Source organism: Caballeronia sp. LZ028, assembly GCF_031451415.1.
Taxonomy (GTDB): domain Bacteria; phylum Pseudomonadota; class Gammaproteobacteria; order Burkholderiales; family Burkholderiaceae; genus Caballeronia; species Caballeronia zhejiangensis.
In genome coordinates this window covers 25,894-52,429 of the sequence record NZ_JARUXN010000016.1, presented here as the reverse complement: position 1 = coordinate 52,429, position 26,536 = coordinate 25,894, and the positions used below count along the sequence as shown (strand labels likewise).

General features: G+C 57.9%; 24 protein-coding genes and 1 pseudogene. 4 read left to right on the top strand and 21 right to left on the bottom strand.

Annotated features, from left to right (window positions below; all coding sequences use genetic code 11):
• Positions 1-65: 65 nt before the first annotated feature.
• The 5 genes from QCE58_RS32750 to QCE58_RS32735 all read right to left on the bottom strand — a co-directional run bounded on the left by QCE58_RS32750 (position 66) and on the right by QCE58_RS32735 (position 4,888).
• Positions 66-680 carry an EAL domain-containing protein gene (locus tag QCE58_RS32750; protein ID WP_250522516.1) on the bottom strand — a complete coding sequence of 205 codons (615 nt, stop codon included), beginning with the start codon at positions 678-680 and terminating at the stop codon, positions 66-68.
• A gap of 115 nt (positions 681-795) precedes the next feature.
• Positions 796-1,380 carry a helix-turn-helix domain-containing protein gene (locus tag QCE58_RS34200; RefSeq protein WP_075644186.1) on the bottom strand — a complete coding sequence of 195 codons (585 nt, stop codon included), beginning with the start codon at positions 1,378-1,380 and terminating at the stop codon, positions 796-798.
• 1,415 nt (positions 1,381-2,795) lie between these two features.
• On the bottom strand, positions 2,796-3,125 hold the full coding sequence (locus tag QCE58_RS32745) for a hypothetical protein (RefSeq protein WP_250522517.1): 330 nt from the start codon (positions 3,123-3,125) through the stop codon (positions 2,796-2,798).
• A 527-nt stretch (positions 3,126-3,652) separates the two neighbouring features.
• Positions 3,653-4,093 (bottom strand): SET domain-containing protein, encoded by a 441-nt coding sequence (locus QCE58_RS32740; RefSeq protein ID WP_250522518.1) that lies wholly within the window; start codon positions 4,091-4,093, stop codon positions 3,653-3,655.
• A gap of 492 nt (positions 4,094-4,585) precedes the next feature.
• Complete coding sequence (locus QCE58_RS32735; protein WP_250522519.1) at positions 4,586-4,888, bottom strand: DUF4148 domain-containing protein; 303 nt, start codon at positions 4,886-4,888, stop codon at positions 4,586-4,588.
• Between the two features lie 500 nt (positions 4,889-5,388).
• Between QCE58_RS32735 and QCE58_RS32730 the strand changes: the two genes are divergently transcribed.
• On the top strand, positions 5,389-5,622 hold the full coding sequence (locus QCE58_RS32730; RefSeq protein WP_250522520.1) for a hypothetical protein: 234 nt from the start codon (positions 5,389-5,391) through the stop codon (positions 5,620-5,622).
• Positions 5,623-5,721: 99 nt separating this feature from the next.
• Here the strand turns inward: QCE58_RS32730 and QCE58_RS32725 are convergent, their stop codons facing one another.
• The 6 genes and pseudogenes from QCE58_RS32725 to QCE58_RS32700 form a co-directional block, all read right to left on the bottom strand.
• Complete coding sequence (locus tag QCE58_RS32725; protein ID WP_233392305.1) at positions 5,722-5,898, bottom strand: hypothetical protein; 177 nt, start codon at positions 5,896-5,898, stop codon at positions 5,722-5,724.
• 62 nt (positions 5,899-5,960) lie between these two features.
• A complete protein-coding gene (locus QCE58_RS32720) occupies positions 5,961-6,752 on the bottom strand; it encodes an SOS response-associated peptidase family protein (protein WP_250522521.1) in 792 nt (263 codons plus the stop codon).
• A 154-nt stretch (positions 6,753-6,906) separates the two neighbouring features.
• Positions 6,907-8,460 (bottom strand): annotated as a pseudogene (locus QCE58_RS32715) (DUF4158 domain-containing protein); the annotation flags it as partial.
• A gap of 315 nt (positions 8,461-8,775) precedes the next feature.
• Positions 8,776-9,198 carry a PIN domain-containing protein gene (locus tag QCE58_RS32710; RefSeq protein WP_250522522.1) on the bottom strand — a complete coding sequence of 141 codons (423 nt, stop codon included), beginning with the start codon at positions 9,196-9,198 and terminating at the stop codon, positions 8,776-8,778.
• A gap of 6 nt (positions 9,199-9,204) precedes the next feature.
• Entirely contained in the window at positions 9,205-9,438 is a 234-nt protein-coding gene (locus tag QCE58_RS32705) for an AbrB/MazE/SpoVT family DNA-binding domain-containing protein (protein ID WP_250522523.1), read from the bottom strand.
• 458 nt (positions 9,439-9,896) lie between these two features.
• On the bottom strand, positions 9,897-10,139 hold the full coding sequence (locus QCE58_RS32700; RefSeq protein WP_250522524.1) for a hypothetical protein: 243 nt from the start codon (positions 10,137-10,139) through the stop codon (positions 9,897-9,899).
• Between the two features lie 504 nt (positions 10,140-10,643).
• Between QCE58_RS32700 and QCE58_RS32695 the strand changes: the two genes are divergently transcribed.
• Positions 10,644-11,801, top strand: coding sequence for a mechanosensitive ion channel family protein (locus QCE58_RS32695; protein ID WP_250522525.1), 1,158 nt, complete (start codon positions 10,644-10,646; stop codon positions 11,799-11,801).
• Between the two features lie 88 nt (positions 11,802-11,889).
• Positions 11,890-13,179 (top strand): sodium:proton antiporter, encoded by a 1,290-nt coding sequence (locus tag QCE58_RS32690; RefSeq protein WP_250522526.1) that lies wholly within the window; start codon positions 11,890-11,892, stop codon positions 13,177-13,179.
• Between the two features lie 536 nt (positions 13,180-13,715).
• Here QCE58_RS32690 and QCE58_RS32685 read toward each other — a convergent pair.
• The 9 genes from QCE58_RS32685 to QCE58_RS32645 all read right to left on the bottom strand — a co-directional run bounded on the left by QCE58_RS32685 (position 13,716) and on the right by QCE58_RS32645 (position 24,349).
• The gene (locus tag QCE58_RS32685; protein ID WP_250522527.1) at positions 13,716-14,009 is read right to left on the bottom strand and encodes a hypothetical protein; all 294 of its coding nucleotides are present in this window, start codon (positions 14,007-14,009) and stop codon (positions 13,716-13,718) included.
• An 873-nt stretch (positions 14,010-14,882) separates the two neighbouring features.
• A complete protein-coding gene (locus QCE58_RS32680; protein ID WP_250522528.1) occupies positions 14,883-16,142 on the bottom strand; it encodes a DUF2254 domain-containing protein in 1,260 nt (419 codons plus the stop codon).
• 853 nt (positions 16,143-16,995) lie between these two features.
• Positions 16,996-17,295: a hypothetical protein gene (locus tag QCE58_RS32675; protein WP_250522529.1), complete on the bottom strand. Its 300-nt coding sequence runs from the start codon at positions 17,293-17,295 to the stop codon at positions 16,996-16,998.
• A gap of 32 nt (positions 17,296-17,327) precedes the next feature.
• The gene (locus tag QCE58_RS32670; RefSeq protein WP_250522530.1) at positions 17,328-17,711 is read right to left on the bottom strand and encodes a hypothetical protein; all 384 of its coding nucleotides are present in this window, start codon (positions 17,709-17,711) and stop codon (positions 17,328-17,330) included.
• A 492-nt stretch (positions 17,712-18,203) separates the two neighbouring features.
• Positions 18,204-19,538, bottom strand: coding sequence for a cytochrome c (locus QCE58_RS32665; protein ID WP_250522531.1), 1,335 nt, complete (start codon positions 19,536-19,538; stop codon positions 18,204-18,206).
• Position 19,539: 1 nt separating this feature from the next.
• Positions 19,540-20,016, bottom strand: a complete 477-nt coding sequence (locus tag QCE58_RS32660; protein WP_250522532.1) for a hypothetical protein — start codon at positions 20,014-20,016, stop codon at positions 19,540-19,542.
• On the bottom strand, positions 20,016-22,616 hold the full coding sequence (ctaD, locus tag QCE58_RS32655) for a cytochrome c oxidase subunit I (RefSeq protein ID WP_250522533.1): 2,601 nt from the start codon (positions 22,614-22,616) through the stop codon (positions 20,016-20,018). The genes QCE58_RS32660 and ctaD overlap by 1 nt, the downstream gene beginning before the upstream one ends.
• Before the next feature lie 9 nt (positions 22,617-22,625).
• Positions 22,626-23,693, bottom strand: a complete 1,068-nt coding sequence (gene coxB, locus QCE58_RS32650) for a cytochrome c oxidase subunit II (protein ID WP_250522534.1) — start codon at positions 23,691-23,693, stop codon at positions 22,626-22,628.
• The gene (locus QCE58_RS32645) at positions 23,690-24,349 is read right to left on the bottom strand and encodes a DUF4396 domain-containing protein (RefSeq protein WP_008344645.1); all 660 of its coding nucleotides are present in this window, start codon (positions 24,347-24,349) and stop codon (positions 23,690-23,692) included. The genes coxB and QCE58_RS32645 overlap by 4 nt, the downstream gene beginning before the upstream one ends.
• A 318-nt stretch (positions 24,350-24,667) precedes the next feature.
• Here QCE58_RS32645 and QCE58_RS32640 point away from each other — a divergent pair, with 318 nt between their 5' ends.
• Positions 24,668-25,096: a MarR family winged helix-turn-helix transcriptional regulator gene (locus QCE58_RS32640; protein WP_250522535.1), complete on the top strand. Its 429-nt coding sequence runs from the start codon at positions 24,668-24,670 to the stop codon at positions 25,094-25,096.
• A gap of 56 nt (positions 25,097-25,152) precedes the next feature.
• Here the strand turns inward: QCE58_RS32640 and QCE58_RS32635 are convergent, their stop codons facing one another.
• Positions 25,153-26,463: a chloride channel protein gene (locus QCE58_RS32635; RefSeq protein WP_250522536.1), complete on the bottom strand. Its 1,311-nt coding sequence runs from the start codon at positions 26,461-26,463 to the stop codon at positions 25,153-25,155.
• Positions 26,464-26,536 lie beyond the last annotated feature (73 nt).

Sequence of the window (26,536 nt, the reverse complement as noted above, 5' to 3'; positions counted from 1 at the left end):
ATTGCTTGCGCTTCATCGCCAACCTCCCGTTCCTATTGGGAAAATTGCCTCCGAAACACTAACACTCATTTGTGTCCAGGATTTCTAGAGCAGATCACTCCTTGGCAGTGAACTCTTTCACGAACGACCTTGTCGATCTTGATGCAATCGACGGGCAGCCGTGCGAGGTATGTGATGCTGAAGTAGTCGGTGCCGAAATCGTCGAGCGAGACGGTCACGCCGAGCTCTCGTACAGCCGAGAGCGCGCGCGACGCGGCGGCGAAGTCACTCATTACGACTGTCACCGTCACCTCGATGTCGAGTGCGGAAGCGCATACACCGGCCGCCTCCGAAACCAGTGCGGCGAGATCGCACTTCTGGATCGTCGTGGCTGAGAGGTTGACGGTGACCTTGAACCCCATGCGGTTCGCTGCCTGCCATTTCGCCGCTTGGCGCGGTGCGAGGCGAATCAGCCAGTCGCCCGTCGCCTCGTCTGCAGTCGATTCAAGCAGCACGTCGCGGAAATCGGCCGGCGTGAGCACACCCAGTTGTGGATGGTTCCAGCGCAGCAACGCCTCGGCCCCGTAGACGCGGCTAGTATGCAGGTGCAGTTGTGGCTGGTAGTGCAGTTCGAACTGACGCGCGACGCTCGCACTTTCCCTATGTTCGGACACAGGCGAAACCGTCGGCGTAGCGGTCACCTTCCTCGACGCTGCGAGCTTCAGTGGTCCTGGCGCCTCAATGCCCTCAAATTAGCAGGCGCGCCTGGTCGTGCACCAATCACCCCAGAGCAGCGCGCTGCATAGGTGCGACAGTTCAAGCACTGCCCTCATTCGTTTCCTGCGATCGGCGAACCCGCAAAATTGTCTGTCGTGATGTGTTCAAGGCGCGGGCAACTTCCGAGACCGTGCTTCCTGCTGCTAGCGCTGCGAGCGCTTCACGCCGCAATTCCGCGCTCAGCGAACCAGGGCGCCCAAGTTTCGCTCCGCGGTCACTCAACCGCCGAGAGGCGTCTCTCGCTCGTATTGTCCGGATTTTTCGATCCATGTCCGCAACCAAGGTGAGAGCGGCAACCAACGTTTCGTGTCGAACGATCGTCCATCCTGCATCTGTCCGGCTGAGGCAGGCAACCGCCGCGCTCTTCTCCGCGACCATCCGTAACGTATCTAGAACATCGGAGTAGCCGTTGCCTAGGGACGCCAGATCGAAAACGAGCACCATGTCGTTCGGCCATAGTCGATCAATTACGCACCGCAACGTCGGCCTTTCGCGCGCTGGGGTCGTCACTGATGAAGCGCCCACGAATACATCATCCGCGCACACTTCGAGGTCGACAGCGCGTAGGGCTTGGGCTGCGTACCCGTGCCCGACACTTCCCTCATTCCCAAACACAATGATCATGTCATTGTTGATCAACGACCAGCACAATCTCAGTCGGGCCTGTCAGCCCGCGGCCGCTCCGGCGCGACGCCATCATTAGCAGGAAGAAGGCGCACGTCCATGTCAGGACCCACCGATCGCGCTAAGGCGAGCGCCTCCTGCTCCGTATTCACTGTCGTAATACGGATCCCCTCAGAGGACGGAACCTCGACCTGCCATCCGCCACCGGTGCGCGGCCGGACGATTATTTCGGCTTCGTCAGCGCCCTCTCGCGTCAGCATTCGAACCCTCGCCGGTGTAATTCCGTTGACGACATTTTAGTACGTTTCCAGAAGGGGTCTTATACGGACGCCCCGCTTCTCGGCCGTTACGTCAAAAATGCGCCTTTGGGCCAACGTATGCGGTTCACAACGAAAACTCGACCTTCGCCATGATTGCGACAATCGCAGCGCATCGAGCAGCGCCGAACGGTGACCCGCATCTTCACTTTTTCACTTTCGACGTGGACGGAGGTCGAATCTTGCGTTCGCATCAACTGTGGGTGCGCACCGCTCGAGTTTTCGCCCGCGAACTTGCCAGCCGCACGACGCTTGACGAACTGATGCGGGCTCACGGCCGAGCCGAAGACGTACGATGCGCTGGTCGGTCGCCAGTTCAACGATCTCCGATGTGAGAGAGCAAGTTCGGCAAATCCGTGATTGCTACGTAGAGATGAACCTCGCCAAACGTCCGCACGGGGCCGAGGAGCGCGCACCAGTGCGGCGGTTTCTGAAGACTACCGGTCGTTCGAACGACCACCGTATGGCCGATGCCAATGGCCGAAACTGGCCGACTCCGGAAGTTCCACGAGGTTGCCATCACAGCGATCCGGAGCCGCTTCCGCTTTGCACGGGGCCGCAACCGACTGCATCATCAAGACACGGCTAATGGGATAAGGCAACAGCTCTTAATAGCCGTTTTCTGGCTGGGCGGGTTCTACGGGCGGATTGTGACCCACCGATGGGTCCGCTGCTGCGCTGGCCAAGCGGGAGCGGGCGTTGAGCCACTCGGCTTCTTGCGTGAGCGTTGCGGGTGCTCATGCACGCCAATGTCGTCTCGCTGACTTTGGTGCCCGAGGACGTGGCAAAGCGAACCCTTTTGCCCAATCCGGCTCGTGCTACGCGTCGAGAACAGCGCGGCTTTGAACGGCAGACAAAGGATGGAGCGCAACGACGCGGTTCCCGCGTAAGCAGCCCCACGGCACAGTCGCCGCCAGGTGCCGGTGGCCCTTCGGCGCATTGCGCCGCATTCTATTTTTGAGTTTGAAGGGCGCCGTCAGGCGCCCGCCTCGGTTGGCGGGTTTGCTGCTTTCAACTTGGAAAGAGTTTTGAGTTGGTCGCGTTTTCGCGTCTATGCTGCGCCCGCTGACACTGGATTGTGTAGCTGCAGACGCAGCGTCAGTCGATGAGCGCGGGTTCTGCCTCTTCGGGTCCGCCGGGGTCGTCTTTGCGCGGCGGTGGCTTTAGCCCTGCGAGCGCACGCTGACGGAGGGCCTGTTCATTGAGCAACAGCCGGATCTTTTCAAGGGCCACGAGCTGACCGAGATTTTCCTCAATCCATACCTTGTGCAGGCAATTGAAGTATTCGCCGAGCTCGAGCATCACGGCGCGCGACTGTGCAATCTCAAGCAACATGCGCTCTACGTCGGCGTTGCCGCGATACTTCCGCCAAAGCGCACGCCCCTCGTCCAGTCCGACGGGCTCAAAGCGCGGTAGTTTGCGAGCCATCGAGCGCGGCAGCCGTGAGAATAAGCACGTATATGTACCGCGCATGCGCGCGCGCAGGACCGACGGCACGAAGGCCGGTCAATCCATAGTGAAGTTGCACTCCATCGGTGTGTGCGCGATCGGCTGGTGTTGGCTTACGGCAGATGCCCATCACGGCTCCGAAGATGTCTTTCGCGACATGCTATTGAGAATCAGGACAACCGGCGTCTGCTTTCGTGGCAAATTCAACAATTCGCGCAAGAAGGCAACATCTCTGGGCGGACAAGCATGGTTGCTCACGGTCATATGACAGCCGTGTGGCCCGGCATTCTCGGAATTGAGGCGCGACTGCCCTCTAAATCGGACAATCGCTCAAGCTGAGCTTCGCCTATGATGAACCTGTCTCCTCGCTCCGTCTCGACGATGAGCGATTCGGCGTCATGGGTGCGAGAGCCCATGACGCCTTTTTTCTTCGAACCTCGCGCTGTCCCCGATGCCAGGCGCCGTCACCATCAACGCGCTCGCTCATCCGATCGGCGGTTGGCAGATCAGCGAGGTGCGAGCATCGTCCCTCGGCACTTCCGCGCGTCGCATCGACCAGAGTAGGCGGCCTTCAGCGCCGCAGTCCTGCGCCCTTCGACCTCAAGGCTATAGTCGATGAATATCTCCGTGCCGATAGGGATATCACGAAGCGCGCGAATGAACACGCGGCTCCCATCTTCTTCGGCCTCAGCATTGGGGCGACAACTGTGGTTGATCCAGCGCGCGGAATTGCCACCGTGAGCGCCGTCGATCACGCTTCCGTCGGCCAGGCCAAAGAAAAATGTGTGTCCGTCCTCTGCCGAGCTGCGCTCGAACCTGCGCTGCGCTTCCTTTCCTGATATGACCTGCCCGGCATACTCGATGATCAAGTCGCCTGCGCCGATGCTTTTGAGTGTGAATACGCCTCGGCCATGAACCGGTGATGTACGAACTGCGATGCGACGCATGAGAACCTTGAGACTGAAAGTCGGTTGAGTCGAATGGAGGCCGTCGACGATCCTCTGATCGACGTTGCATCTTCTCATGGATCAAGGCATCGCAATCACTTCGGAATGTCCGTTGCGACGGATATTGCTTTAGCGCGAGGGATTGTTACGCGGTCGAGAAGACTGAATGTCATCGGCCGACACTCCGCTGATCGCGGTTGGCGCCTATCAGTTCTCGGCGGTCTGGCGGTCTCCGATGTGCCGCTCGATGCCCATCAGCGCGCTGCTTGCGAGGGTGGTGCACATGAGCACCGCGGACATAAAAAAGCCCAGTGCGCTGCACCGGGCAAGCCATCGATTCGATCGGTGGCGGAGGTTCGAAAATGCAAACTGGCCGTCTATCTCTCCCGATAGCGGCCAGCATGTTGTACTTGAGGACGAGGCCTTCGCAGCGCATGGACCGGCCCGGCGGCAACTGCCGCGCCAAACCACTTCGATCAGCCCCGACCGAGATTAATGACCGAAGTAGACCGGGGCCACGCTGTTGCCCGTGTGTGCCGGAGCACCGCCCGAGGCCGACGAGCCGTCTGCCACACCACCGTAGCTTTGGCCGTTTTGAGCGGCAACCTTAGCTTCCGCCGCTTGGATCTCGGCCGGATAAGTCGTCCGATCCATACTCGGGTTGTATCCAGCGCGTTCAAGTTGCACGAGCTGCGCCTTCACTTCAGCACGAGTCGACGGTTGGTTCGATTGTGCGAACGAGGAAACTGCCGGGATTGCGAGCGCAGCGGCGACGATGATGGATGCGAGTTTCATGGTGCTTACCTCCGAGTCTTTGTTTCGCAAACAGCCCTGTTTGCGTTTCAGTGATTCCAGTCTAAGCAAACTGATCTCTAGGGTTAACCACTAATGCAACAAAGCATTATTGTCGGTTCGCGCAATAAAGGCCGACCGTCACTACGCTGTCGGGCACCCGGCACCGCCGTCAGGCAAATATCTCTGTTTGAGCGCGGCACCTCTCGGTCACGCGCTCAAGAACGCGACCGCCTCAGAGGCCGGACTTGCACAAGATGGCGGACCCCGCGCGGTCCCGCGGTCCGTGCATCCCAACGCTGAAGAAGCGCGCGCCGAGCACTCACCGCGAACGGAGCCGCCGTGCACATTGCACGCAGTCGCGACCCTTTTAATTCGAAATTATCACGCCTCGTTAGGTTGTCCGGACCGGCCACCAACGGACCGCTTGATTCCAGATCAAGGTGCTCAGTACGATGTCGTGGATGCGAGCTGATGCTCGACCATACTGGGGAGGAAAAGTCATGACGCCATCCGATACGGCGAGCGAATGGCGACGAGCGAACGAGTATGTCGGCCGCGGTGGCGTGGTCATTGTGTTTCGGGGCAAGGTGCAGAGCTGGGTGAACAGTCTTCGCAATCCCGAGCACTGGCAGCCGGGATGCATCGCAGTCGATGAAGAGGGTCACACGTGGACGACCGTCGCTGGCGATGAACGCAAAGGCGCGCTGTTGTGGCTGCCGAATGACCCGCTGTGACGCTGCATCGCGCGTGAAAGACTTCTATGAAGCGAGTCGATTTCGTCACACGGTCGGTCGCGAGCATTGCGACCAAGGCGGGTGCTTGCCAATGCCCGGCTATTCGTGATCGCGAAGGTTGGAGAGCGCATCTTCGAGGACTTCTGCTGCCTCGAAGTGAAGGTCGACGCCGGCATCATCGAGCGGTTCACCGGACGGCATACGGCGACATTCTGCCGAGTCGCGCAGAACGTTGATCGCCGCGCGTAGTGCAAGTGCGGTTGTCAGTTCAGTCATGCGATTTCCTCGTTGTTTCGTTCTGTGCGATCGGAGCACGAACACCTTCCGCGCATGTGCATCTATGCAGCAAGTCGATGCTCGTAATATGGCCGGTCTCGATCATCGAGAATGGCGTACAAGGCATCTAGATTAAGCGCATCGGGGTTCAACCACGCTTCGACGTTCTCCGGCTTGATCGGAATGATGCAACGATCATGTCCCGCGGCCTCGATCTCTGGCGGAGGCTCGTCCGTGATCGCGGCGAAAGAAAGTAAGTCGGGTTGGCCGGGCGCGCTCCAGTGCGACCACAGACACGCGACGTACATCAGCTGACCGTTGCTCGGGCGAAACTCCAGGACGAGGTTTTCGTCTTGCTCGTGCGTCTCAAGAGGTGTGTTCTCGTACCGTGCTCGCTTGACGTTCTCGTAGAAGACGTCGACCAGCATCAAACCATGCGACACGCCAAAGCATGGCTTCCAAAAGCCCTCGAGATTGTCGCGTCGCGCGTTGTACGTGCCAGGAAACCGCGTGTCATAGTTGGCGGGCTTGCCTGCAATGCGACACTGATAGCGCATCGGCTTCACCACGTACTTGCCATCTTCAACGACGAGCACCGGCGCATAATGCCCAGGAAAGATCCGCGAGTCGCGATCCTTGGGTGCCGTTCGACGCAGATCGTCGAGTCGACGCAAAGCAGAGTCGATCTTGTCGGTGGCGATACGCCGACTTTCGGTCGCGGCTTTTGTCACCTTCGTCTGCAGCGCACGCTCGGCGTCGGCGAGGCGCTTGCGCTGCTTAAAGAGATCCTGTTCGAGTGTGTTCGCCTGCTCGGCGTTGACCCAACAGACCGCCTCTGCCGGTAACGCGCCCAACAACAATTCACAGCGATGAAGAGCCTGATCGAACTTTCAGCCAGCAGTGATCTGATGTCTTTACGGAACCCAGCAACAAGCGACCTTTTCCTGTATGTCATGCAGAATGCCCACGGGCTCATCAAGATCGGACGTAGCGACAATCCGCAACGACGAGTTTTGGAAGCCTTTGATCGAGAAGTGCAAGGATCGGATCGAGAAATTCCTTGGGATCTTGCGGAAGACCCAGTTGCCCGTAAAGATTGTTGCGTTTGGCGATCCACTCGCCCATCGGAATCAACATGCGCGTTCGACTACGGAACGCGAAACTATGCTCCACATAGACGGATCCGTTGCGAAGCGCGACGCGCAGGGCGAACAACGTGGCCCATTCGAACGCCTTCATGGCTTTGATTCGGTCGAATCCGTCGATCGCTTCGCGCCACGCGCGACCCAGACGAATATTCAACCCATCGGGCAGTAAGTAAGCGTGACGGCGATAAAGATCTCGAAGCAGAACGATCGCGTCGAGTACGGGCTGAGTGGAATCAGCCTCGAAGGGCAGTTGCACTATCCGCATCAATAGGTTCCGTGCCGAGTGTCGCTTGCCGATTAGATGCTGCCGCATGAGGCTGCGGCGGCTTTGCGGTGGGCAGAGAACCTTGTCGGCCAGTTCACAGAGCGCGCTACCAAGCTGTTCGCGCGACAGGGACTCGTCAATCGCCAACGCCTTCACAGCCAGGGCGAACTCGCGAAGCTGATCGTCAAGCTTGTTCTTCGCCGCGTCGAGCGCGCGAGATGCATCATTCACGACTTTCTGCACCCAGCGCCGGAGCATCGTGAGTACGTGATCGGTCGCCGTGCACAGCGAATAACGCATGAAACAGGCGGCCTCGAGCCTCCGGCTTTGCGGCGCGATCCGTTTGCTGATGGATGGAGAGCGGTTGGCACAGCGACGAGCGTAGTAGCGAACAATTGCATCGTTGCATGCGCGTGGCCATGGGGATGCGACGCCGTGCATGGTAAGGAGATTAATCTTGTCCAGCATTTCACCCATCTGCTGAGTCGAACCACGGAGCGGCACAGCCCAAAGCCAGCCCTGCAGGCTCACGTACTCCTTGTGTGGCTGGGGTAAAAGGCGTGCCCAGCTGTCCAATTTCTCCGGGCCGAAGGTTCGCTGAAATTCCTCGTGGAGCGAACTCTCGATATCGCGAACTGCTTGGACGATGAACTGTCGGATTGTCCGTTCGTTGGGTATGACGATCCGATGTTCGTAGAACCATTGCTTCAGGTCGTTGCCCAATTGGCCGCGCTCTGGGCGACCCGTCAATTGTTCTTTCAGCCAACGGATCACGTATCGACGTTGGTGCTCTGAGATCGTGCGGAAGTTCGCGATGATTTGAGCAAATCGTTGATGGTCGGACAGCGTATCGAAGCGTCCGTCGTAGATCGAGCGCAGCGTTCCGAGATCGGGCGGCTGGACATGCAGTTGTCGACCGAGGTGCCGCCACAGCATCGCAGGTATCTGGCGATATGAATCCAGCGATCGGCCGGACATTCGTATGAACCCGACGTGCAACGCAACGGCGAGACGATATAAATCAGATCGCCGCGTCTCGATGAGCGCGATCTCTTGCTTCGAGAACGTGAAGAAAGTGTTGAGCTCAAACTCGCTCAGATCGCGGGGTACTTGACGGATCCCAAGATAGCCTGTTCGCCAGCTTTCCATCGTCTGTGCTCCGCGGCGATCACGAAGCGATCCAGCCTAGCGGCGCAAAATCGGCGGCGCTACGGTACAAATCGGGATGCCGACCTGGCATCGGCTGTCCAGCCGACAGCACCAGCGGCGATTCGTGGGAATTGACATAACGTGACGCGTAACGAGCCTGGTCAGCAGATGGTCCTTAACATAAGGCCTCTCGAAATTAAAATGCGATAAGGTTATGTCAAATCAAGGTGCTCATTAGTGACTGTGTACGGCTCCGCGGCGAGCCTACGATCAAGCAATAAGACGCGCAGTTGTTCAGTCGATAGACCCATCTGCTCAAGAAAACGGGTTTATCACGGTCAGCTGGTCGAAGATGACTTGACCGTGGTGCATGTCTTCGCTGTAGAGCACTTCGCAATCCGCGAGCAATGCGAAAGCAATAATGCAGGAGTCGTAAAACCTGAATCCGTAGTGCGCTGCAATCCGACGTGCTTCTTTATGAACTTCAAGTGTCAGCGGCACGACTTCGCAAAACACTTCGACATCGTCCAAGATGTGCTCGATCTCAGGCCACGATAAGCCCATCTTCCGGCTCATCACAAGCGTGACCTCGTTCATCACCTGAGTACTGATGACTGGCCTGAAATTTCCGCTAGCCACCAATGCCTCAGCCCTGTCAGCCTTCGCGGCATCGTCCGAAAACAGATAGACGAGTATGTTGCTATCGACGGCGAACCGAGTCGGTGCGGCCACTGTCATTCGGCGTTATCCCCGGTCGCTGAGCGATTCCCGATCAAACTTGAAGTCCGCGGGCAGACGTCCCCGATACTTGCGCAGGCGCTCAATCCGCTCGGCAACGGTCGGCTTTTTGCTGACCGAGAACGCGCCAGAATCGGCAGCGAAAATTTCAATATCGTCGCCCTCCTTCAAGCCCAGCGCATCGACGACACTTGCGGGCAACCGCACGGCAAGGCTATTACCCCATTTCGCGACCTGCATGATCACTCCCATGGCATGGATACACATTAATATAATTGTATATCCGATCCGGGGTGGTATCAAGTCCAAGCCCGTGGTGACCTCCTGACCAGCGAACACTTACCCTGCGAGCGCGGTTTTCAACACACCGCCGATGCTCGTCGGCTCTCCCGCATACACCCGTCTTAAGATCGGGTCGAGTCAGTGCGCATCGCCGGGCAGAAAAGGACCGACCTCCCGTGACGACCGTGGCAGCGATCAGAACTTTCGGCCGGTCGGAAGAACGTCGAAAAAAATAGGAATGTTGACCGAGATGCTGATCGCTGATTCTGCTTCAAGTCCATTAAAGGTCGTACACGGCCGACGCCTGCAGGCCCGACGTATGCTTGCACGGAATGATTCGTTTCTCAGAGTGCATCACAAACGCAACTCATCGAGCGACGGCCAACGGCGGGCACGGATTTGCATAGAGAAATACTTTACTGGTCGATCCGACCACGGAACTCAATGCGGCCACACGCGTTCGTGATCGCCGATTTGAGCGCCTTTTCCTCGGACAAGTCTCCCGCAATAACGGGATACGGCTCCACGCATGAATAAATCACGACTCCAGTAGCAACATGCCGAATCGTCACGTCGATCCAGACGTTATTCGTCTCTCGAAGCGGCTGCACAATGTCGAGCAAAACTTCATAATCCCCGTGCACAATGGTCTTCGCCAATGTGTCTCTCCTCTAATCGGGATGCAAGCGAGGCTGACAGACCGAGCGCGAACCGAGCCCTTCCCTCAAACTCCTGCGCGCATTCCGTGGTTGCCCCGATGCTCCATTGCTCCATTGCCCCGTTGCCCCGTTGCCCCGTTGCCCCGTTGCCCCGTTGCCCCGTTGTCCTCGGAGCCTACCACTTTCTTCTTCGACACTTAAACCTATCTTAAGTCGCTTTGGCGTTTAAGCGCCGTGGACCTTTGGACGTCGATTCACTTCGAACAGCCAGCCGATGAACGGCTAATTGGTGTATGCCGAAAGCGGTTTCAACATACGCTCAGCACGCTTTGCGTGCGCGAGCATTTCAAGCATGCCACATCGGTTGACGTCGCAAAAAGGGCCTTGTCGCAGCGGGCGCCCTGGCGGGCCATCGAACTTTTACGACTAATTAATTTACGGAACTCTTGCATCGTTGTACAGACAGACTGTAAGTGACAGTAACGATAAGAGGAGAAGTTACCGATGCAATGGTTCAGTTCGGCAAAATGGTTCGATCTCGGAGCGGTGTTCGGCATACCGCCTGTCGAATGGCTCTACGCAGCAGTCGCCGTTGTGGCGAGCTACCTGATCTTGTCAGGACTGCTTCGCATTTGCGTCGCGCGTCTTGGCAGGATCGCGGCGAAGACGTCAACTCACTTTGATGACATCGTTGTTGATGTGCTTGACCGAACACACCGATTGACGATTGTGATGGCCTCACTGCTGATCGGCACCGAGTTCATTGATCTGTCGGCGAAGTGGGATAGTCGAATCAGCCATTTGTGGTTTCTCGTCGTTGGTTTCCAGCTGGCGCTCTGGGTTAATCACGGCGTCTCGGTCTGGACCCACCGGCGCCTCACCAGCGCTGCGGCAACGGCTCACAATCCGGTCATCACGACAATGATGTCATGGATGCTCCGAGCGCTGCTGTGGTCTGTTCTTCTGCTCGCCGTTCTCGCCAACATGGGCGTGAATATCACCGCGTTCGTCGCCAGTTTGGGCGTCGGCGGTGTTGCCGTCGCACTGGCCGTCCAGAGCATTCTCAGCGATCTGTTCGCATCCTTGGCAATCGGCCTGGACAAGCCGTTCGAGATAGGCGATTTCATCGTGTTCAATGACGTCGCTGGAAGCATCGAGCACATCGGCCTCAAAACCACCCGCATTCGCAGCCTGAGCGGCGAGCAGATCGTCTGCAGCAACACGGAACTGCTCAAAAACACGATACACAACTATAAGAGAATGTCGGAGCGTCGCATCGTGTTTGCCTTCGGAGTGACCTATGACGCTAAACCCGAGCAACTGAAAGAGGTCCCGCAGATAGTGAAGGCGGCCGTCGAATCCGCGGGGAACACACGTTTTGACCGCGCGCATTTTAAGCAATTCGGTGAGAGTTCCTTGGACTTCGAAGTGGTGTACTACGTCACCGATCCTAGCTTCAATCTGTACATGGATATTCAGCAGACAATCAATCTGGATCTCATGACCGGGTTAGCGGAGCGCGGCATGGATTTCGCGTTCCCCACACGTACGCTCTACGTTGTCGGCGACGCTGCAGAACAGGCGCAAGAAGACGAACCAAGCAAATCTACTCGGCCACGCGTGCGCGCTGTTGGCACCGCCTCGACGCCGCTCAAACGTTAGGCCGCGCGGCTCTGGCGAGCACTGCACCGCACTTGTGCGCCTGCCCCGCTTTTAACCTCGTACAGAACCTGCGTAAAGAGGATCGACAGTGCTCGACATCGTCGCAATCAGCATCTCGATGACCGCGGTATTGGCCTACTTGAATCATCGATTCATCAGACTCCCGACAACCATTGGCGTCATGGCGACATCGCTGGGGGTGACGTTCTTGCTCGTGGTGCTCGATGGGCTCGGATGGGACCTGCTTGGGTTCGTCCATCGTCTGAAACTTGCCGAAGCGGGCTTCCTTCACTCTGTTGACTTCAGTCAGTTGCTCTTGCAGGGCATGTTGTCGCTTCTGCTTTTTGCGGGCGCCATGCATGTTGACTTTGCCAGACTTGCGAACTATCGCTGGCAAGTCCTGGCGCTCGCCATCGTGAGCACGAGCGTCTCAACCGCCGTGGTCGGGGTCGCGATATGGCTGTTGCTGCCGCTTCTCGACATGCGACTGTCTCTGCCCTATTGTTTGGTGTTTGGCGCGCTGATTTCCCCGACCGATCCAATTGCAGTCATGGGCATTCTAAGATCCGCCGGCGCGCCACGTAATCTGGAAATTGTCATTACTGGGGAGTCTCTTTTCAACGATGGCGTGGGGGTCGTGCTTTTTTCGTTGATGCTCGCCCTCGCAACAAGCGGTGACGCACCGAGCGTTTCGAGCGCTTCGCTCATCCTGCTGCGTGAAGCTGGCGGCGGAATTGCTTTTGGGTGGGTATTAGGATATGCCTTATATCGACTCCTCGCATCAGTCGACCATTACCAGATTGAGGTCTTGCTCACCCTGGCAGCCGTCCTTGGGGGTTATTCGCTGGCCAGTCACCTTGAGATCTCTGGTCCGCTTGCGATGGTTATTGCCGGTGTGATGACCGGCAACCGTAGTCGCGAGCATGCAATGTCTGAGACAACGCGCCACTATGTCGACATGTTCTGGGAACTCATCGACGAGATTCTTAACGCCTTGCTCTTCGTACTAATTGGCATGCAGGCCCTGATCGTCCCATTCACCTCGAGGATGATACTTGCCGGCGTTGTCGCTTATGTCATTGCGCTAGCTGCTCGGCTTCTAACGGTAGGTGCTCCAATTGCCTTTTTCCGGCGCGCCGCAGGACTGCCGCGCGGCTCATGGCTGGTTTTGACGTGGGGTGGCTTGCGTGGAGGCATTTCCGTCGCGCTCGCCCTCTCACTTCCGAGCGGCGATGCACGGGAAGTCATTTTGGCCATGACCTACCTCGTGGTCATGGTCTCAATCTTCGGACAGGGACTGACTATTGGGCACATCGTACGTAAGTCCGTCTGCCAAGGAGAGGCGGCGCAACCGATGCAGACCGATGCTAGAACCTGACCGCCGAATTGCCGACGAGCATCTGAGACTTGTCCGGCTACGCGCGAGGCGACATCCCTTCTCAACGGCCCACTCCTCCGGAGACGTCGAATGCAAATATTTGGTCTTCAACTGAACAAGCCTTCATTCTGGGATATCACGCTCACAATGGCCGGCTGTTCGCTCTTGATTCTCATCGTTTTTGCATGTTGTTTGGCGCTCGGTTACTTTCCCGACCTCGTCACGAAGCTACTGTTCACTGTATCCTTGATGTGGGGCGCGTTGTGCAGTCTCTTTGGAGTGCGACCGTATTCAGGACGCCGCCATGTTGTACTCTTCATAGGAGGCTGGGTCCTTCTGGGTACGCTGTCACTTTTTGCGGCGCAAGCAGCAACCGTCTAGAGAGGACAATTTCACCTGATCGGACGCTGAAACGAGCGTCGCTAGAACGCCCAGACAGATGCCGAAGGCGCAGCGCGGAGAAAGCAGTGGACCTGCAATCGACTAGCAAGTCGATCGGCCGGCTGAAACGTTGCCGTGCACGAGCGCCTTGTCGATCAATGATGCAAATACAAGCGCTTTCGCTGAGCCTTGGGATGCCTTGAGGACGACGAGGCCCACAATCCGCCATACGTGAAACCGTAGCCCGACAGCTTTGGTCCGGGTACAAACGTATTCCAGTCTGACAACCCCTCTGCTTGCAGCTTCGGATGAAACAGTCCGAAAGTATCTGCTTGCGCACCTGCCCCCCTGCGATCCCCCGCGCCTTGCGTCGCGTTCTTGTCAGAGGCGAACGACGCAGCAGAAACCAAAAAAGCGATGAAAAGTGCAGCGGTCAAAAGGCGTCTCATTGTGTCTCCTGCGTTTGTTCTGCGTCTCTCATGTTAGGTCGATCAAATTGAAGTCCCACGGTTCCCATCAAGGAGCAGGTCTTGCGCAGTACAGTGTCCGATCCGCTTTGCTGATCATCAGTGACGCTACTGTCGAGTGCTACCCGCACGCGAGGTCCCGGCGCCTTGCAGGCCTGTGAGATCTTGCTCAGCGCAGCCTTAAGACAGGTTATCAACTTGACCGCTACCTGGTCTCAAATGACAACCGTGCTCCTGTCCGCTCAACAGAGACGTGCTACGCTTACGCCTCACCTTATCGAGGTGCGATACAGATCGCGAGCCGACTAGTAATGCGTCATTGTCGGCAGGCACGTGGCACCACCTTCGGTGGCGTTTATTTTACGCAGCAACAATCGGCTTGTCAGCGTTATTAAAGTCATGGGTGTGAATGCGATCATCGCCAAAAATCTCGAAGACGCAGCAGCGTCTGGCCCTCATGCTAGCCCTCAGCCTGACCCTGTTCGCTTGCTCCCGTGAGGACGGTCCCTTTGCCATGTCTCCGCTCTTATCGGCGCACACAGACGCGTCCGCCGCAATGGTGGCTACTTGTATCGAGTCTCGCTGGGCCGACGCGACGCGCAATGTGCGCATTGCCGTGGCGAAACATTCTATCCGACTGAGTGCGAAAACCTTCTTCGCCGGCGTCCGAATCGGTGCACGCTTAACAGAAGAGTCCGATCACACAACAGTTGAGTATTTTGAAAGGCGGCTTGCCGATCGTCGCTATTTGGCTATGGTGCGGGCGTGCCTACATCCAGAAATGCTGGGCAGACCCTAGTAGAGTGACTCTGCATCCGCACCATGAGCCGCAATTTACTGAATTCTACAAATAACTTACTCAACGGCACGCACCTTCAGAGCCAGCCGCCGCAATTGAATTTTATCCTCCTCAAGGTCGAGCGCAATCTCGGCTCGCTTCAGCGCGAGCGCAGCGTGACGCACAGCCGCCAACTCGAACGAAGTGTCCCCATTCCGAGCAAGCAACGCCAATGATTTCTGCAACCGGATGCCTACTTCCAGCATGCTTGCTGCGTCGCGGGACAATGGACCGAAGAAGTCGTCGAAGAGATCAGCAAGGGATAGACCAGGGACGAAAACTTGGTCGCAGCCCTGCAACGGCTCCTCATTTAACTCCGATCGCCGGTCCCACCGTGAAAGGATGCGTACCCCTCTTCCAATGACGTCGATCGCGGTGCCGGGATCATTGATAGCCGGAGAAAGCGCACGCGACGCAATCTCAGAAAGAACCGATATGCCGAAACGCGGATCCTGATCGAACGAGCGCCGCACGCCGACTGTGAACGCGGCCCGAATGGACTCGACATCCCCGCCATCCAATCTTTCGACGTGGGTCAGAACAGTGTGCTCATCGACGAAGCTTCCCGGAAGGACACGAAGGGCGATAGCGGTGGACGACGCTTGACTGATTTCACCGAGAGCCTTAATGTCAATATGCTCAATGTAACCGATCGAATTAGAATACACAGCGCGGCCGGATGTTAGAAACTCATCGCCCGGAAACGGACTGCCGCCTAGATAGGGATGCTTGAGTCGCTGATCAAGCGCGGCGATTGCCGCTGCCTCGACGCGATCGGACGTTTCACCAAGTCTGCCCAGACGGGCAAGATGGTCAATCCATCGTAGGAGTGTATAAACGATCAACACGATGACCGCAATTGTCACTGCAAACAACACGACCCGGCCGTTCCTGCCATAAAGGCCGGTACTTAAGGCGATGATGCCCACCAGGCTAAACAAGAACGAACCGATGAACGTGGCCAGGACATTCTGAGTCGTGGTGTCTTCAACAAGCAGTGGCGTGGCCCGGGGCGTCACATTTGTAGTCGCAGACCCATAGGCCGACACCATAATGTTCAGAGAGAATGTCGTCGCAGCCAGCATGCTTGAAGCGATGATGCCGAGAATATTGTCGACTGCATCGGCGCCGACGCGTGCGGAGAGGTCGTCTGGAATATAAGGCTTGACTGCCAGCGCTAGCAAAGCCGTTGCGACGCCCAACACCGAGAAAAGTCCTGTCCGGAACCACAATCGCTTGCTGATCCTTTTCAACACCCACTGCCATCGAGCGATCATAACGAGACACCCCTGAATTCTGCTTAACGTTAGGATATCCCGAAGGCCTGAGTCCTTTCCATCGGCGGAGTAAGTTCACACGAGATGTGAGGCGCGAGGTCGATATTCTCTGCTTCTCTGATGCAGCGACGACCGCGACGACCTTGTCGTTGAGCGGCATAACCTGCTTCTTTTCTAAACGTTCGCGGAGATTTCTAACGTTCCAGCGACGATCGGCGTCGATAGCGTGATTTTGAACAATCGGCGCGCCCACGAATTTAAGTGCCATGTTGCGTCGACTCGGCGCCCGATGCACCGCATCGCCGGCCGCTCCGGCCCTGCAACGCAACAGGTTCGGTACTGCCGTGATCGCGTCTTCGGCCGATTGCAAGCCCAAATCGTAGCCGATCACGAGCCGCTTTTCGATTGCCTAGAGACAACATCAACGCCTCACGAGCAGATCGTCTATCGGCGCTGAAAATAGAACGGCTGACACAAGAATATCGTGAAGGATTGTAGTGAGAGACGATTTGAGATCGATGATTGTTGCGAGGACAGTCGGCCGCCGCACGAGAAGACGAAGGAGGCAAGGTCGCTTGCAACGTGGCCGAAGATCTCGATGTACGGGTAGCTTGCCGATCGCTCCGCAACATCTCGCTGTGCGTGGCCCTTCGGTCGCTGGTGAACGTCAATTGTAGCGCTCGGCGCGCGTTGCCTCGATCAGCGTCAAGAGCGATGGTAGGATTGGCTCGTCAGAACCTTCCATTCTTCAACCACCCTCCTCAATGGTGCGCTCCCATTGCTGCGCAGATACGCCGAGAGCATTTATTACGAAGGATTCCTCAGATGCACGCGCCAGGTTCCGAGCTCCGCATTACAGGTGCACCACCGGGTTTCCAGGAAGCCAGGCGCGAACTGAGTCGCCCGCCCCCGCCAGCGCATTTCGCCCCCACGCCACCCGGTAGGTCAACGTTTCGTAAAAGCGATTCACCTGGAATCGAGACTGGACGATTGCCTCACCGGCTCCGGTGTCACCCTCGAACAGCCGCAAATGCACGACGGCACCATTATTGGCCTTTCCTGTATAAATGACCGTATGGTCGTAGCCATCGGCGTGACAAACACTCGACAACAGTAGAGTCGAAATCGACAGTAGCGCGGAAGTTCTGACCATGCTTAAAAACTGGATTCACTACAAGCCGCCGATCACGGATCGTTTTCGAAGGGATGAATGGCGGAAGGAGCAGAATAGCCCAGCGCTGTCAGCGCGCAGCTTCCGCCGCCAAATCTTACTCGCTGCATAAAGGTCGCGCCGGCACCGTACAAAGTTGCGTCATCCAGCGAGGCAGAACGGTCCGGACCGATTGCACTCGCCGGACGAGCGTGCTCGACAGTCACGAAAAGGTCGCGATGCTGAAGGTCGTATGTCGAAAAGTAACGTCGGCTTGCCGATGCTTGGTCATTCAGCTGCGCCACTTCGTCACAAGTCAATGCTCCGTGGATGAGTCCCGGGGCAGTGTTGGCGACTTCAACAAAGCCACACAAAGCGTCGACGATCCATAGCTTCGGCAACCAAGAAAGGTACTTCATCGAGATCCTCGCCAAAGCATTATCGGTCGTTTCCGCAGGTATCGGGCGTTTTCCGCATCCATTAGGCTTCTATGCCGTGTACGACCGTGACGCACAATGTTGATATAGCACAGTGTGCCATATCTACCTGTACGGGTGATATTGGGGTTTGCTCCATCGCAGCTAGAAGTGGGAGATGTGAGGCGCACCGTCGTAGCTACGACACCAGCGGGACCTGATCACCCCTGCGAGCAGTTTTGTCAAGCGCGGCAGCGGTGCAACGGTCCGCAGGGCCTCGGCCTCGGCTCCACGCTCTTTCAGCGCCATCGCGCACCGGTGCAAGTTCCTCGGAGTCGCCTTACCTCTTTCTGCTATTCCAGTGGGAGCCAGTGTCGGTGTTCCGGGGCGGCTCGAAACGGAATAGGTCGACAGAAATGTTGTCTTGAGCTCTCATGTTTCGACTGTTTGGCGAGCCCCAGCGACTGCGCCGCCGAACCTCCCGTCGGGAGGCCACTACTTATGAATCTCCGAGCGAAGCCGCTCGACCTGTCGGTCGGAGACCGGCGCCGCATGATTTCCCCATGTGCTCCGGATGAAGCTGATCACCTCCGCAATCTCGTGCGACGTCAGCTCGTGATGGAAGGCAGGCATTTTCTGCGCTGCGGGGCCGGTTTCGGTGGCAGGGCTTTTACTGCCTTCAATGACGATGCGCATGATTGAGGTCGGATCTTCAGCCAGAACGAGAGGGGCGCCGGCCAAGGCCGCCACTTTGCCTGGTTCGCCGCGCCCGTCGGGCTGATGGCAACGGGCGCAGAACGACAGGTATATACCTGCGCCAGGCCGTTCGTTTTCTCCAGTCTCAAGGCTGCGCGCAGTTTGTAGCTTGGCACGCGCGTCGTTGTCGTAGGCACCGTACGCTTGCTGCGGGGGGAGCGATTTGAGATACTCGCCAATGGCGTTAAGGTCCAAATCGGTAAGATACTGGGTACTGTCCTCCACGGCGGGCGCCATCGCGCCGAACGCGATCGTGCCAGCGCCGTGGCCCGTGCGCAAGAAGTTGACGATGTCTTGCCGTGACCAGCGCCCTAATCCGCTTCCCGGATCGCCGGTGAGGTTGGGTGCTAACCAATGGTCGACCACCCCACCGGTTAGGTATAACGGCGACGCCTCGCTATATCCGAGTTCGTTATACGCTGGGCCACGCGGCGTGTGACAGGCGCCGCAATGCCCGAGCCCTTGGACTAAGTACGCGCCGCGATTCCACTGAGCACTTTGTTTGGGATCAGGTGAAAACTCATCGCGGTTACCGAAAGCGAAAGTCCAGAACAGCATACCCCAGCGTTGATTGAACGGGAACGGCAAGTGCGTCCGCGGCGCGCGTTTCGCTGCGGGCGTCACGCCATGCATCAGGTACGCATACAGCGCCGTCACGTCAGCGTCGGTCATTTTCGCGAACGACGCGTACGGCATTGCTGGATAAAGGCGCTTTCCATCGCGGCGCTTGCCGTAGCGCAGGGCATCGGAAAATTCCTTCAACGAGTAGCGGCCGATGCCGAATGTGGGATCAGGCGTGATGTTACTCGCATAGATCGGGCCGAAAGGCGAGTTGACGGGCAGGCCTCCACCCAGCGGGGTATGGTCAGCCGCGTCGTGGCATGCGCTGCAGTCGCCCGCCTTTGCAAGATATTCGCCACGCGCAACGAGCTTCGGATCGCTAGTCGCGGGCGACTGCGCGGTGACGGCAGTCGGCAAATGATCATCAGCGCTTCCGCTACACGCGCCAACGGCGAGTGCCACAAGTAGCAACAGCAGGACGGTGGTCGGCTTCGAGCTTCTTGGCGCGTTCATATCAGTGCCATTGACTGCAAGAATCGAGGAACACTTCCGCGAGGATCGTGAACACTAGTCCCACCACAAATCCACAACCGATCAATGCGCTGCATAGCGCGATGAATCGTTTTCGACTAATCTCTTCCTGTTCGCGCCGCGGTTGCTCCTTCAGTTCGTTAGGATCGCCCTGCGCTCTGATACTGTTTTGCCTCGCGTGCAAGAGAGCGAAGCCGTACGTGGACAGTGCCGCGCATACGATCGAAATCGCAAGTGCCAGGGCCGATGTCGCGTACAACCATGTGTGCATATGGGTGACACCCGGCGACCGGAGCGGTGTTGTCGTTGCATCGCACGTCTGCGCGGAAACGGTCTCAGAAACGATGACCTGCAAGAGCCATGCACCCGGTGAGATAAAGAATCCCGCACCAGCATAAATCCATAGGCGGCGTTTCTCCACCTGTGTCAGTCCTTCGTCTGTGGGGACGTGCGGATGCATCACTGACCCCTGAGCCAAATCGGCGTCACGTAGAGCGCGGTGAAAATGAACAGCCACACCACGTCGACAAAGTGCCAGTAAAGGCCGCCGATGCGCATCGGCGCATTGCGCGCTTCGTCGAAATAGCCCAACGCGATCCATATTGCCAACAAGATCAGGATTACCAGTCCCACTAGAACGTGCGCCAAGTGAAAGCCGGTGATGGTGAAGTAAAGCGAACCGTAGAGGTGCGCAGTCAATCCATACGGATGGTTGTGCCATTCCTTCAGTTGTACGCCGACGAAAAGAGTCCCGAGTACGATTGCGACCAGCAACCATGCGAAAGCCCACCATCGCTTGTTCTTCTTGAGCGTGCGCTCGGAGAACCACGTGAACACGCTGCTCAAGACAAGCACGCCGGTACTCAGCGCGCCAACGCCGATCTTCGGTATGCCCTCGGGGGGCCATGGCAGCTGCGTTTGGGATTGCGAGTAAAAGTAACTAAAGAGCAGATAACCGAAGAGGCTTGCCTCTGTGGCGACAAGCGCGAGAACACCCCACCACCCGCCGGAGTGTTCGCCGGCGCTGCCCACGGGAAGTGCATCATCCTTTAGCGCACTCGGCGCCGCAGTCACCTGTTTGGGCGTGGGCGGTTCGCGCTGCGCCAATGACCGACGCGGCCACATCCACGCAATCAGCGTCGCGCCGCTCGCGGCGAAAGAGATGATCGTGAATGAAGGTGAACGCAGCAGCAATGCGAGGAACATGAATGCGGCGAAGACGCCAAGGAGGAAAGGGGACCATGCGTCATCCGGCATCTTCAAGATGACGTCTGGCTTGCCGCTGAACGGATGGACGCCCAACGCCTCCCGGCCGTGATGCAGCAGGTACCCTTCCTTCAGATGCGAACGCCGGCCAGTCGGTTGAATTCGATCTTCCCACATGGGATGGCGTGATTCAATGATCGGAAGCATGGCGAAGTTATAGGGCGGCGGCGGCGACGAGACGGACCACTCAAGACCTGAGGCGTCCCACGGGTTGGGCGGGGCTTTACTTCCGCGGCGGGCTGAGAGCAACGCATTGATGGCAAATAGCACAATGCCTATACCGAGCAAAAATGAGCCAATGGTCGTGACGAGATTGGATGTGTCCCACCCCATTCCTTCGGGATAGGTATAGACGCGTCGGGGCATGCCAAGCAAACCCGATATGTGCATCGGGAAAAAGCCCACGTTAAAGCCAATGAATACGATCCAAAAGGCGATCTTCCCGAATCGCTCATTCATGAGGCGCCCGGTGAATTTGGGGAACCAGTAGGTAATGCCACCGAGCACGGGGAAGACATTGATACCGAGCAAGACGTAGTGCAAGTGCGCCACAATGAAGTACGTTTCGTTCAGCTGCCAGTCGAGCGGCACGGCGGCAGTCATCACGCCGGAGACACCACCTATCACGAACATCAGGACAAAGCTCGCGAAGTAAAGAAATGGGACCGTAAAAACTGGGCGGCCCATCCATATCGTCGCGATCCACGCGAACACCGCCACCGCACTCGGAATCGAAATGAGCACGCTTGCCGCGCCGAAGAACGCCAGTGCGAGCGGCGCGATGCCTGTCGCAAACATGTGATGAATCCACACCTCGAAGCCGATTATCATCGTGGCGACTGTTGACATTGCCACGGCGGCGTACGCAACCAGCGGCCGCCTGCAAAAGGTTGGCAATGCATCGGAGACGATGCCCATCGCCGGGAGCACGACGACGTACACCCAAGGGTGCGCGAACATCCAGAACAAGTGCTGCCAAAGGAGCGGTCGGCCGTCGGCGGCGACGTCAAAGAAGTGCGTGCCGACATTGCGATCCATCCACAGCAATAGAAATGCAAGACTCACGGACGGCACGGCGAAAAGATTGGCAAACGAGATCGTGAGCGTTCCCCACACGATGATCGGCAGGCGATCAACTGACATGCCGACCGCACGCATGCGAAAGAGTGTAACCACGAAGTTCACCGCGCCTACCGTCGTCGATATGCCTAGCAGGACCATACCGAGCGAGTACACATCGATATTGGGTCCGCGGTTATATTCGAGCGAGGAGAACGGCACGTAGTTGAACCACCCCGCATTCGGAGCCTCGCCGAACGGAAAGCTGCAATAGAGGAAAAGTCCCGCAAACAAGAACAACCAGTAGGACAGCGCGTTCAGGCGCGGGAACGCCATGTCACGTGAACCGAGCATGAGCGGCCAGAGGAAGTTAGCGAAGCCGCTCAGCACCGGCAGGGCGTAAAGAAATATCATCGTCACGCCGTGCATAGTGAAAAGCTGCGCATACTGCTCAGGCGACAGGAGCGTCTCGTTCGGTCGCGCCAGTTGCAGGCGCATCAGCAAGGCCTCGACCCCACCGATAAGAAGAAAGGCAAAAGCTGTAACGATGTACCGCAAGCCGATTTTCTTATGATCCACCGTCGTAAAAAATCCGCGCCAGCCAGACTCGCCTTCCCAAGTTTCACGCAGACGTTTTTCCGCGTCCGAACCCTCGGGCACGCTGCCGTATTCCGGTTCTCGCCGGAAAGCCACCCGCCCCGACTGCACCACGCTGCGATCACTCGTCGCGGACATCGTTATTCCTTACCTGAGAGTAGCGAGATAGGCCGAAAGATCGCCCGCTTCCGCAGGCGAAAGCTTCATGTCCGGCATGAGCGCACCGGGCTTGATTTCCTGCACGTGCTGCACCCACTGCATCAAACTTTCCGGCGAATTAGCGACCGTACCGGCGGCGATCAATCGGCGGGACAGCACATGTGTGAGATCGGGCGCTTGTACGCCAGCGGAACGGGTGCCACGAACCGTATGGCAGCCCGCGCAACGCTTCTCAAACAGCGTGGCTCCCCTCGCCGCTTGAGCATTGGCCGGGACGGGCGCCGGCATTCGCTGCGCTGCTATCCAATGCTCAAAGTCCGTGTGCGGCTGGGCGTACACTTCGAAGGCCATATGCGCGTGCTGCAGGCCGCAGTACTGGGTACATTGCCCTCGGAATACGCCGGGGCGGTCCGCCTGAATCCACTGACGGTTGGTCACGCCAGGTATGGCTTGCGTCTTGCCTGATAGCTCGGGCACCCAGAAGGCGTGGATGACGTCCGCGCTTTTCAGCAGGATGAGCACCGGCACGCCCACTGGAATATGCAGTTCGTTCGCGCTCGAGAAATGACTTGGACCATCGCCGTAGTCGACTTTCCACCACCAGTCGTAAGCCGTGACAGTGACAGTCATCGCCGGTTCGTTCGGTGGTTGGGCGACACGTGCGAGCACGACGAGCATATACACCGTAATGCCTAGGAGGGCGACTGTGGAGATTGCCGTGCCAACATAAACGAAGCTCGTGCCTCCTTCGGTGCTCAGCGACCTTGGATCTTCAGGCTTACGGCGCCGAAACATCCCGATGATCAGCATAACGGTAATGATCGCGCACACGGCGGTGCAGATGGTCGCGAGTATCCATCCTAGGTAAAGGACCGGCTCGGTCGCAGGACCTTTGCTGTGAAGGAAGTAAGCGAGCGGTGTTTGTGTGCCGGCAAGGGACGTCGCCACATGGGCCGTCGCGTCAAATCCCGCCCGAGCCTTGTCGTGAGCTAGCGCAATCGTCAGCGCCAATCCACAACGGGCGGACCGAGCAGTGAGGCGAGGTGCGCTGCTCACATCTTCTCCTTCACGCCACGCTTGATCAGCCAGTAATTGACCGGATAGGTCGTGACGAAACCTGCGACCATTGCCACTTGCATGCGCACCCAATATGCAGCGCTCGTCGGCTCCAGCGACGCGGCCCATTCGGAGAAAGCAATCATGCAACCGAACATACCGATTTCGTAAGCGAGCAGGGAAAGCGTATCTGCCTTGACAGCCGCAACGATGCCGTCGCGCAGTCCCAAGCTACGCATCGGTGCAATAGAGAAATACTGGAAAGCGATGCCAAGCAGGTAGGCGAGCGCGAAGGCCAACGCTAGTTTCCCAGCCAACGCGGAGCCGGCAATAGTCACTGCGAACCCAAACGCGAGCCATTCGCCTATGAAGTCGCCCAGGGCACATCCGGCGCCACAGTGGGTCGCGCCGAGAAAGGTGGCCTGCCACATCGGAGGTTCAGCTTTCTCAGCACCCGGCGTTGACCGCCCAAACCAAAAATAAAAGATCAGGCCAACAGGACCCCAGTAAAGCATCGTCAACGGCCAGACGACGGACATAATGACCATCGGCTGCCGGTGTCCGCCTAGCCATACGTCGAAAGCGACGATAATGGCCGATAGCACGGATAGCGCAAGCCATATCGACGCCGCGGCGGGCGATCCGTATATTGGCATCGAAGGTTCTCCCGTGCACATGAGACCAGACGAAGGTGACGCTAAGGTCTCCAACGCTCGCTTGCCCTGCACACCCAACGGGTCCGCATCAGGGTGCAAACACGCAGCAAGCGGTGTTCCGCGTACGTAGTCTTGGAAGCCATAGGGAGCCGGCGGGGGCGGCCGTGCAAGACGGTAGGCTCGCTACATGTCACATCGTGCCGCTTTCACTTGCGCTCTTAAGCGGTATGCTCGATAAAGGTCGGGCTCTGCTAACATGTGGCCAGTTGAACGACCGGGAGCCATTGTTTCCGCCATCTCGAAACGAGACTTACCCTCATGAATCAGCGAAAGAGTCGCGCTCAGGGCGGCCTTCTTACCAAACGAGACCTCGAGTCGATGTCCAATTTCCGGTATCAGCTCCGGAAATTTCTCCGATACTCCGAGGAGATCACTCACGCAGCCGGCATTACACCGCTCCAGTATCAACTGCTTCTGCATGTGCAGGGCCTTCCGGGAAAGAGCTGGGCGACTGTTGGCGAGATTGCAGAACGCCTCCAAGCAGCGCCCAACGGCACCGCAGCGCTAGTCAATCGATGCGAGGCAGCGGGACTCGTGCTTCGCAAGCCCGGTGAAGCCGACCGGCGGCTAGTTGAAGTTCACCTCACACCGAAAGGCGAACGCTGCCTGCTGGAGCTGGCCTCCTTGCATTTCGCCGAGTACCGCGCGTTTGGCTGGTTAGCCAGCAGCGTCGAGGCACAGGGGTAGGCCCGCTCGAGGCTCGGGGCGTCTTTGGCGATCCTTTACGGCCCCTCGCGACACCATCAGCCTGCCGACTCATACTTTTGAGCGAGCGCTTCATAAAGCGGCGGAGCAAAAAACTTCGAGACCTGGCTAGATATCAACGCAGTTGCCATCAGAGAGATGACCAGTGCGTGGCCATTAATCATCTCGATAACGATGATAAATGCAGTGATCGGGCTCTGTGTAACGGCAGCCAGATAACCCACCATGCCCAAAGCCACTAGCATCGGCAGCTGCATCTGTCCGAAAAGCAGATGCAGTGCATTGCCAATCCCGGCGCCGATAGCAAGCGATGGAGCGAAGAGTCCGCCTGGAGCGCCAGGCAGGTAGGAACCGATCATCGAAGCCATTTTGAGGATCGGATACTCGACGCCCAACTGCACCCTCCCCTCGAGCATGCCGCGTGCTTCCGCATAACCACTGCCAAAGGTATGGTTCGCTGTTGCGACGCCGATGACCGCAATGACCAGGCCGCAAAGCCCCCCGAAGAGCACAGGGTAGCTTGCCCGCCAGGCGAGGTGCGCCTCGGGCATCCACCGGCGCGTATTGAGCAATAGCCAACAGAAGACGCCACCCAAGACACCGGCGAGCACGCCGATGAGAACCACCGCCGCGGCTAGCAGATCCGGAAAGTGGCTACCCACATCGATCGAGCCGAAATACGTATAGTTGCCCTGCAGCCCAAGGGACACGATGCCGGCAAAAATGATTGCGGTAATCAAGACGCCGCTGGTGCGCTGCTCGAAGCTGCGCGTGAGCTCTTCAATGGCAAAAACAACCCCGGCAAGGGGTGCATTGAACGCGGCAGAGAGCCCTGCGGCGGCGCCTGCGAGCGCCAGCCTGCGCTCAAGACTTGCCCCGCCCATGCGTCGCAGGCGCGCCGGATAGAGGCATCGAAGCGTGAACATCAGTGAAGCACCCACGTGAATAGTCGGCCCCTCACGTCCGATCGTGAGCCCACCCAGAATCGAGAGAAACGACACGGCGATCTTGCCGACGAGGATGCGAAGATTGAGCAGGCGCGGACCCATCTCACGCCCTGCGTGAAGTGTGGCGATCACCTGAGGAATTCCGCTACCTTCGGCGCCTTGGAACCACTTACGCGTGATCCAGACCCCCGTAGCAGCCATCGTTGGCGTCAATACGAGCGGCAGCCACCAGAATTGCTGCGTATAACGCAGAAATGTGTCGTAGCCGAAATCGATCACGCGCGCATAGAGCACAGCGAGCAGCCCCGTCGCTACCGCTCCGAGCCAGAACACCCCGTAGTGGAGCCAGAGTCGCCTGCCGTGCAGTATCGTTCTTCGGTCTATCCAGCGCGGGAATTTCATTGCAACCTGCGGTTTGAGATTCTGCGCAGATTGTGACACAAATGGCCTTCTCACGACACCGCGCGAACCACGG

Bases quoted from the DNA above. Each gene is read 5' to 3' on its own strand.
- QCE58_RS34200 (WP_075644186.1), bottom strand. From the start codon at position 1,380: ATGATCATTGTGTTTGGGAATGAGGGAAGTGTCGGGCACGGGTACGCA.
- QCE58_RS32745 (WP_250522517.1), bottom strand. From the start codon at position 3,125: ATGGCTCGCAAACTACCGCGCTTTGAGCCCGTCGGACTGGACGAGGGG.
- QCE58_RS32740 (WP_250522518.1), bottom strand. From the start codon at position 4,093: ATGCGTCGCATCGCAGTTCGTACATCACCGGTTCATGGCCGAGGCGTA.
- QCE58_RS32735 (WP_250522519.1), bottom strand. From the start codon at position 4,888: ATGAAACTCGCATCCATCATCGTCGCCGCTGCGCTCGCAATCCCGGCA.
- QCE58_RS32730 (WP_250522520.1), top strand. From the start codon at position 5,389: ATGACGCCATCCGATACGGCGAGCGAATGGCGACGAGCGAACGAGTAT.
- QCE58_RS32725 (WP_233392305.1), bottom strand. From the start codon at position 5,898: ATGACTGAACTGACAACCGCACTTGCACTACGCGCGGCGATCAACGTT.
- QCE58_RS32710 (WP_250522522.1), bottom strand. From the start codon at position 9,198: ATGACAGTGGCCGCACCGACTCGGTTCGCCGTCGATAGCAACATACTC.
- QCE58_RS32705 (WP_250522523.1), bottom strand. From the start codon at position 9,438: ATGCAGGTCGCGAAATGGGGTAATAGCCTTGCCGTGCGGTTGCCCGCA.
- QCE58_RS32695 (WP_250522525.1), top strand. From the start codon at position 10,644: ATGCAATGGTTCAGTTCGGCAAAATGGTTCGATCTCGGAGCGGTGTTC.
- QCE58_RS32685 (WP_250522527.1), bottom strand. From the start codon at position 14,009: ATGAGACGCCTTTTGACCGCTGCACTTTTCATCGCTTTTTTGGTTTCT.
- QCE58_RS32680 (WP_250522528.1), bottom strand. From the start codon at position 16,142: ATGATCGCTCGATGGCAGTGGGTGTTGAAAAGGATCAGCAAGCGATTG.
- QCE58_RS32675 (WP_250522529.1), bottom strand. From the start codon at position 17,295: ATGGTCAGAACTTCCGCGCTACTGTCGATTTCGACTCTACTGTTGTCG.
- QCE58_RS32670 (WP_250522530.1), bottom strand. From the start codon at position 17,711: ATGAAGTACCTTTCTTGGTTGCCGAAGCTATGGATCGTCGACGCTTTG.
- QCE58_RS32665 (WP_250522531.1), bottom strand. From the start codon at position 19,538: ATGAACGCGCCAAGAAGCTCGAAGCCGACCACCGTCCTGCTGTTGCTA.
- QCE58_RS32660 (WP_250522532.1), bottom strand. From the start codon at position 20,016: ATGCATCCGCACGTCCCCACAGACGAAGGACTGACACAGGTGGAGAAA.
- ctaD (WP_250522533.1), bottom strand. From the start codon at position 22,616: ATGTCCGCGACGAGTGATCGCAGCGTGGTGCAGTCGGGGCGGGTGGCT.
- QCE58_RS32645 (WP_008344645.1), bottom strand. From the start codon at position 24,349: ATGCCAATATACGGATCGCCCGCCGCGGCGTCGATATGGCTTGCGCTA.
- QCE58_RS32640 (WP_250522535.1), top strand. From the start codon at position 24,668: ATGAATCAGCGAAAGAGTCGCGCTCAGGGCGGCCTTCTTACCAAACGA.
- QCE58_RS32635 (WP_250522536.1), bottom strand. From the start codon at position 26,463: ATGAAATTCCCGCGCTGGATAGACCGAAGAACGATACTGCACGGCAGG.